Source organism: Streptomyces sp. Da 82-17, from assembly GCF_046098215.1.
In the GTDB taxonomy this organism is placed as follows: Bacteria; Actinomycetota; Actinomycetes; order Streptomycetales; family Streptomycetaceae; genus Streptomyces.
Genome location: NZ_JBJURH010000020.1, coordinates 72,416 through 86,389 on the forward strand (window position 1 = coordinate 72,416; position 13,974 = coordinate 86,389).

Below are 13,974 nucleotides of genomic sequence, written 5' to 3' on the forward strand. Positions count from 1 at the left end.
AAGCCGCAGACGCGTCTGCTCATGCACCACGCAGATGCGACTGCGGCTTTCGTCGTGGCCGCTCGCGCAGTTCCCCGCGCCCCTATCGGGGCACCACACGTACAGGCAGTACGTCCATCGCCCGGCGCAACTCCGCGGCCAGCGCTTCGTACTCCGCCCCCCGCGCCGCCCCCGTCCGCATGGCGAGGGCGATGCGGCGGGTGGGCGCGGGCTCCGCGAAGAACCCGGTGAGGAGCTGGCTGGAACGGCTGGTCTCCACCTTGACCGCGGTGCGCGGCAGCAGCGTCACGCCGAGCCCGCCCGCGACCAGCTGCACGAGCGTGGAGAGCCCGGCCGCGGTCGTCGTCACCGGAACGTCCCCGCGGCCCGCCTCCCGGCAGATGTCGAGGGCCTGGTCGCGCAGGCAGTGGCCCTCGTCGAGCAGCAGCAGGTTCAGCTCGCGCAACGCCTCGCGGGGGATGCCCTCGCGGCCGCCGAGCCAGTGGTCGAGCGGCGTGATCAGCACGAAGTCCTCGTCGAACAGCGGGAGTTCGGTCACCCCGGGCACGCCCAGCGGCACGGCGAGCAGCAGCAGGTCGAGGCGGCCGGCGAGCAGTCCGTCGACGAGGGAGGCCGTCTGCTCCTCGTGCACCTGGAGGTCGAGCTCCGGATAGCGCTCGTGGACGAGCCGCAGCACGGTCGGCAGCAGATACGGGGCGACGGTCGGGATCGCGCCGAGCCGCAGCGCCCCGGTGAACGGCGCGCGCACCGCCTCGGCCTCCTCGATCAGCGCGCCCACCGCTTCGAGCACGTCCTTGGCCCGTACAGCGAGCCGCTCCCCCGCGGGCGAGAGCAGCACCTTGCGGGTGGTGCGCTCCAGGAGCTGCACGCCGAGGACCTCCTCCAGGGCGGAGACGGCGCCGGACAGGGCGGGCTGGCTCATGCCGATCGCGGCGGCCGCGTCCCGGAAGTGCAGATGCTCGGCGACGGCGTCGAACGCGCGCAGCTGCGCGAGGCTCGGCTGCTTGCCGCCGCGCGCGGCACTCCTCTTACTAAGGGTCACTGATAACCACCTCCGATCAGCAACACCGAGTCTAGCTATTTCTGCGATCAATGCACGTTGTGCCAGGATCGGCGTCAGTCCAACCCTCAGAGAGACCCTCACCCGGGGTCTCTCGACATTTGCAAGGAGAGCGCGTGCTCACTGTCGGTGACAAGTTCCCCGCGTACGACCTGACCGCCTGCGTGTCGCTGGAGAGCGGCAAGGAGTTCGAGCAGATCAACCACAAGTCCTACGAGGGCAAGTGGCGCGTGGTGTTCTTCTGGCCGAAGGACTTCACCTTCGTCTGCCCCACCGAGATCGCCGCCTTCGGCAAGCTGAACGACGAGTTCGCCGACCGCGACGCCCAGATCCTCGGTGTCTCCGGCGACTCGGAGTTCGTGCACCACGCCTGGCGCAAGGACCACGACGACCTGCGTGACCTGCCCTTCCCGATGCTGGCCGACTCCAAGCACGAGCTCATGCGCGACTGCGGCGTCGAGGGCGAGGACGGCTTCGCGCAGCGTGCCGTGTTCATCGTCGACCAGAACAACGAGATCCAGTTCTCGATGGTGACCGCCGGTTCCGTGGGCCGTAACCCGAAGGAGGTCCTCCGGGTCCTCGACGCCCTGCAGACGGACGAGCTGTGCCCCTGCAACTGGTCGAAGGGCGACGACACCCTCGACCCGGTCGCGCTCCTGTCGGGCGAGTGATCTGACATGGCACTCGACGAGCTGAAGTCCGCCGTACCGGACTACGCCAAGGACCTGAAGCTGAACCTCGGCTCGGTCATAGGCAACTCCGACCTGCCGCAGCAGCAGCTGTGGGGCACGGTCCTCGCCTGCGCGATCGCCTCGCGTTCGCCGCGCGTGCTGCGGGAGCTGGAGCCGGAGGCGAAGGCGAACCTGTCGGCGGAGGCGTTCACCGCGGCCAAGTCCGCGGCGGCCATCATGGCGATGAACAACGTCTTCTACCGGACCCGCCACCTGCTCTCCGACCCGGAGTACGGCACGATGCGCGCCGGCCTGCGGATGAACGTCATCGGCAACCCCGGTGTCGACAAGGTCGACTTCGAGCTGTGGTCGCTGGCCGTGTCCGCGATCAACGGCTGCGGCATGTGCCTCGACTCGCACGAGCAGGTCCTCCGCAAGGCGGGCGTCGACCGCGAGACGATCCAGGAGGCCGTGAAGATCGCCGCGGTCCTCCAGGCGGTCGGCGCGACGCTGGACGCCGAGGAAGTCCTCGCGTAAGACCACACGAAGTGGCCCCCACCGGTACGTACCGGTGGGGGCCACTTCGTTGTACGCGCCCCGAAAGGGGCGCGGGGAACTGCGCGAGCAACCACGACGGCGCGCAAGCCGAACGACGAAGCCGACGGCAGTCTTTCGGGAAGGGGCGGGGAGGGGATCAGTCCGCCGAAGGCGGGGCCGACGGCGACGGCCCGTCGACCGCCCCCGGCGCCGAGGCCAACTCCCCCCGGCCAAGGGCCTGTTCCTGTGAGTACGCCCGCAAGTACCCCACCACCGTGTTCGCCACGGCCACCAGCGGCACCGCGACCACCGCTCCTCCGATCCCGCCGACCATCCCGCCCGCGGCGACGGACAGCACGACGGCCAGCGGGTGCACCCGTACCGCCCGCCCGAGGATGAACGGCTGCAGGACGTGGCCCTCGATCTGCTGGACGGCGAGCACCACGACCAGCGCCATGAGCGCCGTGAACACGCCCTGCGTGACCAGCGCGACGACCACCGCGAGCGCGCCGGAGATCACCGCGCCGACGAGCGGGATGAACGCGAACAGGAAGATGAACACGGCGAGCGGCACGGCCATCGGCACGTCGAGGAAGTAGATGCCGATGCCGATGAAGATCGCGTCGATGAGCGCGACGATCACCGTTCCGCGGACGTACGCGGTCAGGGTGCGCCACGCCTTCGGGCCGGCCCCGGCGACTCCGGGACGGGCCTGTGCCGGGACGGCCTTGAGGGTCCAGTTCCAGATCCGCTTGCCGTCGTAGAGCAGGAACAGCGTGGAGAACATCGCGAGCAGGATGCCCGTCATGAACTCCACGATGACGGTGACGCCTTCGAGGCCCGCGGTGGTGATCTCCTCGGTGTTGGTGCCGACGGCCTCGCGGAGGTTCTTCGCGATGTCCTTGATCTGGTCCTCGGTGACGTGGAAGGGGCTCTCCAGGAGCCACTTCTGGAGTTCGTCGATGCCTTCCTGGACGCGCTCGGCGAGGGTGTCGGCGTTCTCCAGGACCTGCCAGACGACGAACCAGCCGACGAGGCCCATGATGACGAAGCCGGTGATGAACGCGACGGCGGTGGCGAGCCCGCGCGGCAGGCCGAGGGAGCGCAGGCGCTGGACGGTCGGCTGCAGCAGCGCGGTGATGAGGAGCGCCGCGAGGAACGCCATGACGACGAGCTGGATCGAGGTGATGGCGCGCGCCAACACCCAGAGCGCGGCGGCCAGTACGAGCAGCCGCCAGCCGGCCTCGGCCGCGACCCGCAGCCCCCACGGCACGGCGGCCACGGGTTCGGGCCGGGCGGCGACGGCGGGCGCGTAGGCGGGCGGCGCGGGCACGTGGTCGGTCCGGGACTCGGGCGCACGCTCGGCCGGCTCCTTGGGCGGGTACGCGGGCGCGGGCGGGGCGTCGGGCCGTGCGGGCATCTCGTAGGCGGCGTCCTGCTCCCGCTCGGCCGCGGCCCGGCGCTCTTCCAGGCGCTCTCCCATACGGGTCAGCCGGCCCCCGATCCGACCCAGCCACCCTGGCACTCTCGTCATCAGCTTTCCCTCGTCCCCCGGAATTTTCTTGTGACCGTACACGCGTGGAGCCCTCCACCGTAGGACGGTGGAGGGCTCCACGACGTTGAGCGTCAGGCGTAACAGCCGTATCTCAGTACCAGTTGTTGGCCTGCCAGAAGTCCCAGGCACCGCAGGGGCTGCCGTACCGGTCGTTCATGTAGTTGAGGCCCCACTTGATCTGGGTGGCCGGGTTGGTCTGCCAGTCGGCGCCGGCCGAGGCCATCTTGGAGCCGGGCAGCGCCTGCACGAGGCCGTAGGCGCCGGAGGACGGGTTGGAGGCCCGGTAGTTCCAGCTGGACTCGTGGTCCACGATGTTGCTGAAGCACTGGAACTGGTCCGCGGGGACCATCTGACGGGCGATCGCCTGCGTCTCCGCGATGCTGTACGAGCTCTGCTTCGCGATGTCGGAGATGTCGGCGCGCGCCTCGGAACGGCTGGCCTTGAGCTCGGCCTCGCGCTCCTTGGCGGCCTTCTCCTCGGCGAGCTTCTGCTCCGCGGCTTCCTTCTTGGCGACCGCGTCCTCGGCGGCCTTCTTGCGCGCCGACTCCTCCGCGGACTTCTGCGCGGCGGCATCGGCGGCGACAGCCTGTGCGTCGGCCTGCTGGGCCAGAGATGCGGTCTGCACCTCGGCCTGCTGGCCCGCGGGGATGTCGGCGAGCAGCGTCCCTTCGCTCGACGCTGCCGTCGCCTCCATGTCGTTGGAGGGCTGGGTGCTGCCCGAGGCAACGCCCACGACGGCGCCGACAGTGGTGACCGCCGTGGCCGAAGCCACCGCGAATCCCCGGACCGAAATCCGGCTCACATGCATTCCTTCCAGCATCGCCCGGTCGGTGACCTTTCGGGCGCAATCGTGCCCCTGGCACTGGCCGCCCCTTGAGACATGGTCACGGGCAGCACGGACCCCAGGAAGCAATTCCCTTACGGAAGCGGCCTCCTGTGAAGCGGGTGGCATGCGGCGGTCTCTATGAAGTTCTGGTGTTCCGTACCGCTGGGGGTACGCAAGTGCCGCATGCGGGGCCTGACAGGACCACGATGCTGCCGGACCGGGACGCCGTGAAGCAATTCTGTGTTGCGTGTGAAAGCTCACACCCCGTTTGCCCCAGGAGTTTTGAGGAAATGCGCGTACGTCGCGACGCCGCCCGGCTAAGCTCTTCGGCTCGCCGGGCGGCGCCAACTACCGCGTAGATATGCGGAGGTACAGCAATTCGGGCATCGCACACATGCCCCGCCGTACTCCCTTAGATGTGACCGTCCTCCAGCATTTCGGTCACCAGCGCCGCGATCTGCGAACGCTCGGAGCGGTTCAGGGTCACGTGCGCGAAGAGCGGATGGCCCTTCAACTTCTCGACCACGGCCACGACTCCGTCGTACCGCCCCACCCTGAGGTTGTCGCGCTGGGCGACGTCATGAGTGAGGACGACCCGGGAATTCGCCCCGATACGGGACAGAACGGTCAACAGGACGTTCCGTTCCAGGGATTGCGCCTCGTCCACGATGACGAACGCATCGTGGAGCGAGCGGCCGCGAATGTGGGTGAGCGGCAGCACCTCCAGCATGCCGCGCGCCGTGACCTCCTCGATGACCTCGCGGCTCGTGACCGCCGACAGCGTGTCGAACACCGCCTGCGCCCACGGGCCCATCTTCTCGGCCTCAGTGCCGGGCAGATAGCCGAGCTCCTGCCCGCCCACCGCGTACAGCGGCCGGAAGACCATCACCTTCTGGTGCTGCCTGCGTTCCAGCACCGCGTCGAGCCCCGCGCAGAGCGCGAGCGCCGACTTGCCGGTGCCGGCCCGGCCGCCCATCGAGACGATGCCGATGTCCGGGTCGAGCAGCATGTCGAGCGCGATCCGCTGTTCGGCGCTGCGGCCCTTGATGCCGAACGCCTCACGATCGCCGCGCACGAGGCGGACGTTGCCCTCGGGCGTGACCCGGCCGAGGGCCTTGCCGCGCTCCGACTGCAGCGTGAGCCCGGTGTGCACGGGCAGCTCCGCCGCCTCCGGCACGTACAGGGTGTCCTGCTCGAAGAGGAGGTCCACCTGCTCGCCGGACAGGGCGAGTTCGGACATTCCGGTCCAGCCGGAGTCCGTGATGGCGAGCTCCGCGCGGTACTCCTCGGCGAGGAGTCCGACGGAGGACGCCTTGATCCGCAGCGGCAGGTCCTTGGAGACGACCGTCACGTCGTACCCCTCCGCCTGCAGGTTGCGGGCGACCGCGAGGATGCGGGAGTCGTTGTCCCCCATTCGATAGCCGGCCGGAAGCACTCCGGGATCCGAGTGGTTGAGCTCGACCCGCAGCGTCCCGCCCAGGTCGCCGATCGGGATGGGGGCGTCGAGCCGCCCGTACCTGATCCGGCAGTCGTCCAGCATGCGCAGGGCCTGCCGGGCGAAGTAACCGAGTTCGGGATGGTGCCGCTTGGCCTCTAGTTCCGTGACCACCACGATCGGAAGCACTACTTCGTGTTCGTCGAAGCGGTTCATGGCGTTCGGGTCAGCCAGCAGCACGCTGGTGTCGAGAACGTAGGTGCGCCTGTCGGGAGTGCGGCGCTTTGTGCTGGTCACCACGGAAGGACGTACCCCCTCGGAAGAGGTAGGGGAGCGACGGCGTCGCGGACGGACTGGACCGGGCCCTGGCCGATTGCACGGGCCGAGCGCCGGCCCTCCACGAGTCCGTACGGCGTACGGTCCTTCTGGTGCAAAGGGCCTCCCGGGCGGGCGGCCCCGAGCCACCCGCTGAGGTGCGACTCCCCTGGCCGGGGGGTCACTTGACTTGGGTATGCCCTCGAACGAGCCGAGCCATGCAGTCGCGTCGGTGAACGTCAGGTGACCTGCGGTCCCGACGGACCGTCAGGAGCCGTACCGGCGGTGGCGAGCCGCGTAGTCGCGCAGCGCGCGCAGGAAGTCGACCTTGCGGAAGGCGGGCCAGAACACTTCGCAGAAGTAGTACTCGGAGTGGGCGGTCTGCCAGAGCATGAAGCCGGACAGGCGCTGCTCGCCGCTGGTACGGATGACGAGGTCCGGGTCGGGCTGGTCGCTGGTGTAGAGGTGGCGGCCGATCAGGTCGGTGTCGACGATCTCGGCGAGGGCCTCCATCGAGGTGCCCTTCTCCGCGTGGTCGAGCAGCATCGAGCGGACCGCGTCGGCGATCTCCTGCCGGCCGCCGTAGCCGACCGCGACGTTGACCGTTATGCCGTCGACGTGCGCCGTGGACTCCTCGGCCTCCTTGATCGCCTCGCGCAGGTGCGGGGGCAGGATGTCGGGGGTGCCGACGTGGTGCACGCGCCAGCGGCCGTCGGCGGCGAGGGTGCGGACGACGTTCTCGATGATGCCGAGGAGCGGGCCGAGTTCGGCCTGCGGGCGGTCGAAGTTGTCGGTGGAGAGCAGCCAGAGAGTGACGACCTCGACATCGGTCTCGGAGCACCAGCCGAGGAACTCGGAGATCTTCTCGGCCCCGGCCTGGTGGCCGTGCACGGTCGTGCTGCCCGACGCCTTCGCCCAGCGCCGGTTGCCGTCCATGATGACGCCGATGTGCTTGGGCACGGCGGAGTGGTCGAGGCGGCCTTCCACCCGGCGTGCGTAAAGCCCGTACACCAGGTCGCGCAGGTTCACTCTCTTCAGCCCCTCCGTGCAGATGGCAGATGCGGCCCCCGAAGGCGCCACCTTACCGCCGGTCGGGGCGGTCTCCGTCCCAGGGTGCTTCCGGCCTGGGGGTAGCTTCGTGGCCATGAACGACAACCGTGTGTACCGCGCCGCCGGCGACCGTTACGACACCATGGAGTACCGGCGCACCGGCCGCTCCGGCCTGAAGCTCCCGGCGATCTCGCTCGGCCTGTGGCACAACTTCGGCGACGACAAGAGCCTCGACAACCAGCGCGCGATCCTGCGCCGCGCCTTCGACCTGGGCGTCACGCACTTCGACCTGGCCAACAACTACGGCCCGCCGCCCGGCTCGGCCGAGCTGAACTTCGGCAAGCTCCTGAAGCAGGACTTCGCGCCGTACCGGGACGAGCTGGTCCTGTCCACGAAGGCCGGCTACCTGATGCACCCCGGCCCGTACGGCGAGTGGGGCTCCCGCAAGTACCTGATGTCGTCCCTGGACGCGTCCCTGAAGCGGATGGGCGTGGACTACGTCGACATCTTCTACTCGCACCGCTTCGACCCGAACACCCCGCTGGAAGAGACCATGGGCGCCCTGGCGTCGGCGGTGCAGCAGGGCAAGGCGCTGTACGTGGGCGTCTCGTCGTACACGAGTGAGCAGACGGCGGAGGCGGTGCGCATCCTGAAGGAGATGGGCGTACGGCCGCTCATCCACCAGCCCTCGTACTCGATGATCAACCGCTGGACCGAGGACGACGGGCTGCTCGATGTCCTGGAGGAGGCGGGCATGGGCTGCATCTCGTTCGTGCCGCTCGCGCAGGGGCTGCTGACCGGGAAGTACCTGAAGGGCATTCCGGAGGGTTCGCGGGCGACGCAGGGCAAGTCGCTCGACCCGAACCTGCTGAGCGACGAGGTGCTGCGCCGGCTGAACGGCCTGAACGACATCGCGGTCCGGCGCGGCCAGTCGCTGGCGCAGCTGGCGCTGACCTGGGTGCTGCGGGACGAGCGGATGACGTCGGCGCTGATCGGCGCGTCCAGCGTGCGGCAGCTGGAGGAGAACGTGGCGGCGCTGAGCGGTGCGAAGCTCACCGACGAGGAGCTGGCCGAGATCGACGAGTTCGCGGTCTCGACGCCGGGGACGAACATCTGGGCCGGGCGGCAGTAGCGGCGCGGAGCCCGTACGGCGCCTGCGTGCGGGCATGAAAAACGGGCCGGTCCATGGGGGGGGAGATGGACCGGCCCGAGGGGGGGTTTCCACCATAACCCTTCGTGAGGGGCGCGGCGTGCAGCGGCGCGGCGGGGTCTTCGCGGCTCAGGCGGCGAGGGCGCCGCAGAGGAGTCCGGTGACGGCTCCGGCGAGCATGCAGGGCCCGAGCGGCATGGCCGTTCTGCGGCCCGCGCGGCCCCGCAGCACAAGGGAGAGGGCGTATCCGCCGCCGTAGCCGAGGCCCGCGACGAAGCCGAGGACGAGCACGCCCCAGCCGTACCACCCAAGGGTTACGCCGAGGACGACCGCCAGCTTGACGTCGCCGAAGCCCATGCCGGTGGGGTGGGCGAGGAACAGCAGCAGGTACGTGCCGCCGAGGGCGAGGCCGCCGAGGAGGGCGCCGGTCCAGGAGCCGGCCGCGCCGTCGAGTGCGGCGGCGGCGCCGAGCAGGACGAGGGCGGCGGCGGCGAGCGGCAGGGTGAGGACGTCGGGCAGCCGGTGCACGGCGTGGTCGACGACGGCGAGGAGCACGCCGAACGGTACGAGGGCGAGCCAGACGGCGAGTTCGGGGCGGGGTCCGGCCGCGGTGGTGAGCGCGGCGCACAGGAGCGCGGTGAGCGTGGCGAGCAGCGGGGTGCTGGGGCCGTACCAACGGGGCGCGGGGGGCGGGCAGTTGAGGCAGCGGGCGGTGCCGAGCCAGCCGTTCGCGGGGCCGGTGAGGGGGTGGCCTTGGGGGCAGTCGGAGCGCCAGGGCTGTCCGGCAGTGACGGCGAGGCGGTGGGCGGCGCGCGGCAGGAGCACTCCGGCGAGTGCGCCGTAGACGGCGGCGAGGACGGCGAGCAGCGCGGGCACGGGGTGACTCTAGAGGGGGTGCGGCGGCGGGGGTAGAGAGCGGCCGACCGAGAAGGGGAGAGGCTTGCGGCACCGCGCAGCCCCCTCCACCGCGCGGTGCCGCACCGCGTGGCTTTGCCGACGCGAATTAGCCTTGGTCTGAACTTACGTGATGCCTACATGCTGATCGACCCGTTCAGATAACAATGCGGAATCGAAGAGGGCGAGTTGTCCGAGTTGTTGGCTTATGTCGGCGCTAGGCGGCGTCTTCTTGGGCGGGGTTCTCCTTGTTGTTCCGTTTTGAACTAACGCGTGGGGCGGGCCCCGTGACCCCCTTCTTCAGGGCGGATTCGGCGGCCCGGGTCTTGTTGGCGACGATCTGGTCCATGAACGTCTCACCCCAGTCGCCGAGCGGCATCAGGGCGGCGTTGAGCGTCTCGCCGAGCCCCGTCAGCGAGTACTCGACGCGCGGCGGAACTTCGGGGTACACCTCGCGGTGCACGATGCCGTCCGCCTCCATCTCCTTGAGCTGCTGGTTCAGCACCTTCTCGGTGACGCCGGCCACCTCGCGCCGCAGCGCCCCGAAGCGCAGCGTGCCGTGATCGTGCAGGGCCCACAGGATCATCGGCTTCCACTTGCCGCCCACCACGTCCACCGCCGCGTCGAGGCCGCACACATAGCGGCCCTGCGCTCTCGCCATCCCAACTCCTCCGTGTCGGCCCCCAGTTGCCCGGCCCGGTGCCGATAATCGGGGCCATGACTGTCAGCGTCGCATGGTCCGCCGCCCATTCCCGCCGTCTCGCCCGGCAGTTCCTCACCGCTCCGGCCGCCGGGGGTGCGCCCGAGGGCCTGGCCCGTACGGCGGGGGCGATGCTCGGGGCGCACGCGCAGGTCCTCTCGGCCGCCGAACTGTCGCTGTGCCTGCGGCACACGGAGGCGACGCGCACGGACGTACGGGCCGCACTCCGGGAGACCGGGACGCTCACGAAGACGTACGGGCCGCGCGGCACCGTGCATCTGCTGCCGACCGCCGAACTCCCCTTCTGGACCGGCGCGTTGAGCGCGCTGCCGGTGGCGCGCAGCCCGCACCCGGAGGGCGTACGGCTCTCCGCCGGGCAGGCCGACGAGGTGGTCGCGGCGATCGCGGACGCGCTGGACGGGGCGTGCCTGACGGCCGACGAGCTGACCGAGGCGATCGTCCAGCGCACCGGGCCGTGGGCCGGGGAGGCGAAGGTGCCCGCGTTCCAGGGGGCGTGGCCGCGCTGGCGCACCGTGACGTACCTGGCGGCGCACCGCGGCGCGCTCTGCTTCGGCCCGAACCGCGGCCGCAAGGTGACGTACACCCGGCCGCGCGGGGTGGTGCCCGAGCCGGGCGAGGCCGCGCTCGCGGAGCTGGTGCGGCGCTATCTGCACGCGTACGGGCCCGCGACGCCGGCGTCCTTCGCGAAGTGGCTCGCCGTGCCGCCGGGTTGGGCGAAGTCGTTGTTCGCCTCGCTCGAAGGACGCCTTGAGCGGGTCGACTTCGAGGGCGAGGCGGCGTGGGTGGCGGCCGGGGACGCGGAGTTCGCGGAGGCGCCGGTGCGCGGGGTGTGGCTGCTGCCGTACTTCGACGCCTTCGGCATCGCCGCCCACCCCCGCGAACGGCTCTTCCCCGGGCCTGCCCGCGCACGCGCCCTGTCGGGCGGCCAGGCGGGCAACTACCCGCTGCTCCTTGTGGACGACGAGGTCGCCGGAGTCTGGCACCACCGCCGATCGGGCCGCCGCATCACGGTCACGGTCGAGCCCCTGCGCCCCCTGACGGCAAGCCGGGCACGGGAGTTGGAGCATCGGGTACGGCGGGTCGGCGAGGCCCTGGAGGGGACGGCGGAGCTGACGGTGGGGGCGGTGGGGGTGGGGCCGCACGCCTGAGCCCCGGCGGAGTCGCACGCCGGGCGCCTGCCGGGCCCACCCCGCACTCGGACGCTGCGGCCCCACCCGCGCTCGGGACTACCAGGCCTTCTCCCGCAGCAGGCGGAGGCCGTTGAGCGCCACCAGGATCGTCGAGCCCTCGTGCCCGGCCACGCCGAGCGGCAGGGGGAGGTGGCCGACCAGGTCCCAGACCGTGAGGATCGCGATGCAGGTGCCGGCGATCACCAGGTTCTGGGTGACCAGGCGGCGGGCGCGGCGGGAGAGGCGCACCGCCCTCGGGACGGCGGCGAGTTCGTCGCGTACGACGACCGCGTCCGCGGTCTCCAGGGCCAGGTCGGAGCCCGCCCGGCCCATGGCGACGCCGGTGTGGGCGGCGGCGAGGGCCGGGGCGTCGTTGACCCCGTCGCCGATGACGAGGACCTTCCGGCAGGCGCCGTCCGGGCCCGCCAACTCCTTTACGGCTGCCGCTTTTTCGTGCGGCAGGAGACCCGCCCGTACGTCCTCGATGCCGACCGCCGACGCCACGTTCGCCGCCGCGCCCGGGCCGTCGCCGGTGAGCAGGACCGGGGGCGTGCCGGTGAGGCGGGCCAGGTCGGCGACCGCCGCGGCGGCGTCCGGGCGGGGCCGGTCGGCGAGGGCGAGGCGGCCGGCGGGGGCGCCGTCGACCAGGACCAGGACGGTGGTCGTGCCGTCGGCCTTCGGGGCGGGCGCGTCCGGCAGCAGGCGGGCGGGGGCGCCGACCTCGACCTTGCGGCCGTCGACGGTGGCGGCGACGCCGCGGCCGGGCGTGGACGTGAAGTCGTACGCCTCCGGGAGCCGCAGGTCGCGCTCGCGGGCCGCCTCGGTCACGGAACGGGCGATGGGATGCTCGCTGCGGTGCTCGACGACGGCGGCGAGGGTGAGCAACTCCCGCTCGTCGTAACCGTCTTCGGGCGTCACGGACACGACCCGGGGGGTGCCCTCGGTGAGCGTGCCGGTCTTGTCGTACGCGACCGTGTCGATCTGGCCGAGGCGTTCCATCGCCACGGCGGACTTCACGAGGACGCCGTGCCGGCCCGCGTTGGCGATCGCGGAGAGCAGCGGCGGCATCGTCGCGAGGACCACCGCGCACGGCGACGCCACGATCATGAACGTCATCGCGCGCAGCAGGGCGCTCGTGAGGTCCGCGCCGAAGGCCAGCGGGATGCCGAACACGGCGAGCGTGGCGACCACGACGGCCACCGCGTACCGCTGCTCGACCTTCTCGATGAACAGCTGCGTCGGCGCCTTCGTCCGGGACGCCTCCTCGACGAGCGTGACGATCCGGGCGAGCACCGTGTCCGACGGGTCCCGCTGCACCCGCACGCGCAGGGCGCCGGCCGGGCCGTTGACCGTGCCCGCGAACACCTCGTCGCCCAGGGCCTTCGGCACGGGCAGGGACTCGCCGGTGATGGTGGCCTGGTCGACCTCGCCCGCACCGTCGACGACCTCGCCGTCGGCGCCGATCCGCTCACCGGGCCGGACCAGGATCTCGTCGCCCACGCGCAGCTCGGCGGCGGGCACTTCCTCGGTGCTGCGGCCGTCGCCGGTGACGCGGGTGGCGGTCTCGGGGGCGAGGTCGAGGAGACCGCGTACGGAGTCCTCGGTGCGGGCGGTCGCCAGGGCCTCCAGGGCGCCGGACGTGGCGAAGATGACGATGAGCAGGGCGCCGTCCATGACCTGCCCGATCGCGGCCGCGCCGAGCGCCGCGACGATCATCAGGAGGTCCACGTCGAGGGTGCGTTCGCGCAGCGCGCGAAGCCCTTCGAGCGCCGGCTCCCAGCCGCCGGCCGCATAGGCCACGGCGTACAGCGGCGCCCACCACCACGCGCTCAGCCCCGCCAGATGCAGCGGCAGGGCCAGCAGGAACGCGAGGGTGGCGGCGCCGGCCCAGCGGACCTCGGGCAGGGCGAGAAGCTTGGTGCGGCGTACGGAGGCGGGGGCGGGGGCGCGCGGTGGGGCGGCGGGGGGCGCCGGGTCTTCGGCGGTCGTTTCCCGTACGGACGAGGGCATGGCGAAGTGGCCCCTCAGCTTGGCGGCGGGCAGGACTCTCTCACCATACCCGCATGCATGAACAGGTCTTCATTCGTTCCGATGGTTGGTCGGGTTCGGTCGCTACGATGTGCGTATGGGCCACGGAGTCGACAAGGAGCGCGCCGGCACGCGCGCACGTCTGGACACCGTCGGCGCGGCCGATGTCGCCGCGACACTGCAGGCCCTGGCCACCCCGTCCCGGCTGCGCATCCTGGCGCGGCTGCAGGAAGGGCCGTGCGCGGTGGGCGAGCTGGCGGAGGCGGCGGGACTCGAACAGTCCGCGTGCTCCCATCAGCTGCGGCTGCTGCGGAACCTGGGGCTCGTGACCGGGGAGCGGCGCGGGCGGTCGATCGTGTACGCGCTGTACGACCACCATGTGGCGGAACTGCTGGAACAGGCGCTGTTCCATGTGGAGCACTTGAGACTCGGGCTGCGGGACGCGACGTAGTTCCGGACCCGCCACCCCGGCACCCCCAGGGGGCTCCGCCCCCGGCCCCCCGCTCCTCAAGCGCCGGAGGGGCTTCCCAGGTCGTCGTTCGGCTTTCCCGCCGCGGGTGGGC

Annotated in this window: 13 protein-coding genes; 5 read left to right on the top strand and 8 right to left on the bottom strand. The window is 71.3% G+C overall.

Going from position 1 to position 13,974, the window contains the following annotated elements:
• Positions 1 to 82: 82 nt before the first annotated feature.
• On the bottom strand, positions 83 to 1,042 hold the full coding sequence (locus ACIDOF_RS28510) for a LysR substrate-binding domain-containing protein (protein WP_409009002.1): 960 nt from the start codon (positions 1,040 to 1,042) through the stop codon (positions 83 to 85).
• A 134-nt stretch (positions 1,043 to 1,176) separates the two neighbouring features.
• Here ACIDOF_RS28510 and ACIDOF_RS28515 point away from each other — a divergent pair, with 134 nt between their 5' ends.
• On the top strand, positions 1,177 to 1,731 hold the full coding sequence (locus tag ACIDOF_RS28515) for a peroxiredoxin (protein WP_409009003.1): 555 nt from the start codon (positions 1,177 to 1,179) through the stop codon (positions 1,729 to 1,731).
• Positions 1,732 to 1,737: 6 nt separating this feature from the next.
• Positions 1,738 to 2,268: an alkyl hydroperoxide reductase gene (locus tag ACIDOF_RS28520; RefSeq protein ID WP_409009004.1), complete on the top strand. Its 531-nt coding sequence runs from the start codon at positions 1,738 to 1,740 to the stop codon at positions 2,266 to 2,268.
• A 157-nt stretch (positions 2,269 to 2,425) separates the two neighbouring features.
• Here the strand turns inward: ACIDOF_RS28520 and ACIDOF_RS28525 are convergent, their stop codons facing one another.
• The 4 genes from ACIDOF_RS28525 to ACIDOF_RS28540 all read right to left on the bottom strand — a co-directional run bounded on the left by ACIDOF_RS28525 (position 2,426) and on the right by ACIDOF_RS28540 (position 7,428).
• Complete coding sequence (locus tag ACIDOF_RS28525) at positions 2,426 to 3,802, bottom strand: AI-2E family transporter (protein WP_409009005.1); 1,377 nt, start codon at positions 3,800 to 3,802, stop codon at positions 2,426 to 2,428.
• 112 nt (positions 3,803 to 3,914) lie between these two features.
• A complete protein-coding gene (locus tag ACIDOF_RS28530) occupies positions 3,915 to 4,643 on the bottom strand; it encodes a transglycosylase SLT domain-containing protein (RefSeq protein WP_409009006.1) in 729 nt (242 codons plus the stop codon).
• A gap of 418 nt (positions 4,644 to 5,061) precedes the next feature.
• On the bottom strand, positions 5,062 to 6,384 hold the full coding sequence (locus ACIDOF_RS28535; protein WP_409009007.1) for a PhoH family protein: 1,323 nt from the start codon (positions 6,382 to 6,384) through the stop codon (positions 5,062 to 5,064).
• Positions 6,385 to 6,666: 282 nt separating this feature from the next.
• Positions 6,667 to 7,428, bottom strand: coding sequence for an isoprenyl transferase (locus ACIDOF_RS28540; protein ID WP_409009008.1), 762 nt, complete (start codon positions 7,426 to 7,428; stop codon positions 6,667 to 6,669).
• A 115-nt stretch (positions 7,429 to 7,543) separates the two neighbouring features.
• Here ACIDOF_RS28540 and mgrA point away from each other — a divergent pair, with 115 nt between their 5' ends.
• A complete protein-coding gene (mgrA, locus tag ACIDOF_RS28545) occupies positions 7,544 to 8,581 on the top strand; it encodes an L-glyceraldehyde 3-phosphate reductase (RefSeq protein WP_409009009.1) in 1,038 nt (345 codons plus the stop codon).
• 147 nt (positions 8,582 to 8,728) lie between these two features.
• On the opposite strand, the gene ACIDOF_RS28550 is transcribed toward mgrA, so the two are convergent.
• Positions 8,729 to 9,475 carry a prepilin peptidase gene (locus tag ACIDOF_RS28550; RefSeq protein ID WP_409009010.1) on the bottom strand — a complete coding sequence of 249 codons (747 nt, stop codon included), beginning with the start codon at positions 9,473 to 9,475 and terminating at the stop codon, positions 8,729 to 8,731.
• A 235-nt stretch (positions 9,476 to 9,710) separates the two neighbouring features.
• A complete protein-coding gene (locus tag ACIDOF_RS28555) occupies positions 9,711 to 10,154 on the bottom strand; it encodes a winged helix-turn-helix transcriptional regulator (RefSeq protein WP_409009011.1) in 444 nt (147 codons plus the stop codon).
• A gap of 56 nt (positions 10,155 to 10,210) precedes the next feature.
• Between ACIDOF_RS28555 and ACIDOF_RS28560 the strand changes: the two genes are divergently transcribed.
• Positions 10,211 to 11,362 carry a winged helix DNA-binding domain-containing protein gene (locus ACIDOF_RS28560; RefSeq protein WP_409009012.1) on the top strand — a complete coding sequence of 384 codons (1,152 nt, stop codon included), beginning with the start codon at positions 10,211 to 10,213 and terminating at the stop codon, positions 11,360 to 11,362.
• A 78-nt stretch (positions 11,363 to 11,440) separates the two neighbouring features.
• Here the strand turns inward: ACIDOF_RS28560 and ACIDOF_RS28565 are convergent, their stop codons facing one another.
• Positions 11,441 to 13,393, bottom strand: coding sequence for a heavy metal translocating P-type ATPase (locus ACIDOF_RS28565; protein WP_409009013.1), 1,953 nt, complete (start codon positions 13,391 to 13,393; stop codon positions 11,441 to 11,443).
• Positions 13,394 to 13,508: 115 nt separating this feature from the next.
• Here ACIDOF_RS28565 and ACIDOF_RS28570 point away from each other — a divergent pair, with 115 nt between their 5' ends.
• The gene (locus tag ACIDOF_RS28570) at positions 13,509 to 13,862 is read left to right on the top strand and encodes an ArsR/SmtB family transcription factor (protein WP_409009014.1); all 354 of its coding nucleotides are present in this window, start codon (positions 13,509 to 13,511) and stop codon (positions 13,860 to 13,862) included.
• Positions 13,863 to 13,974: the final 112 nt, after the last annotated feature.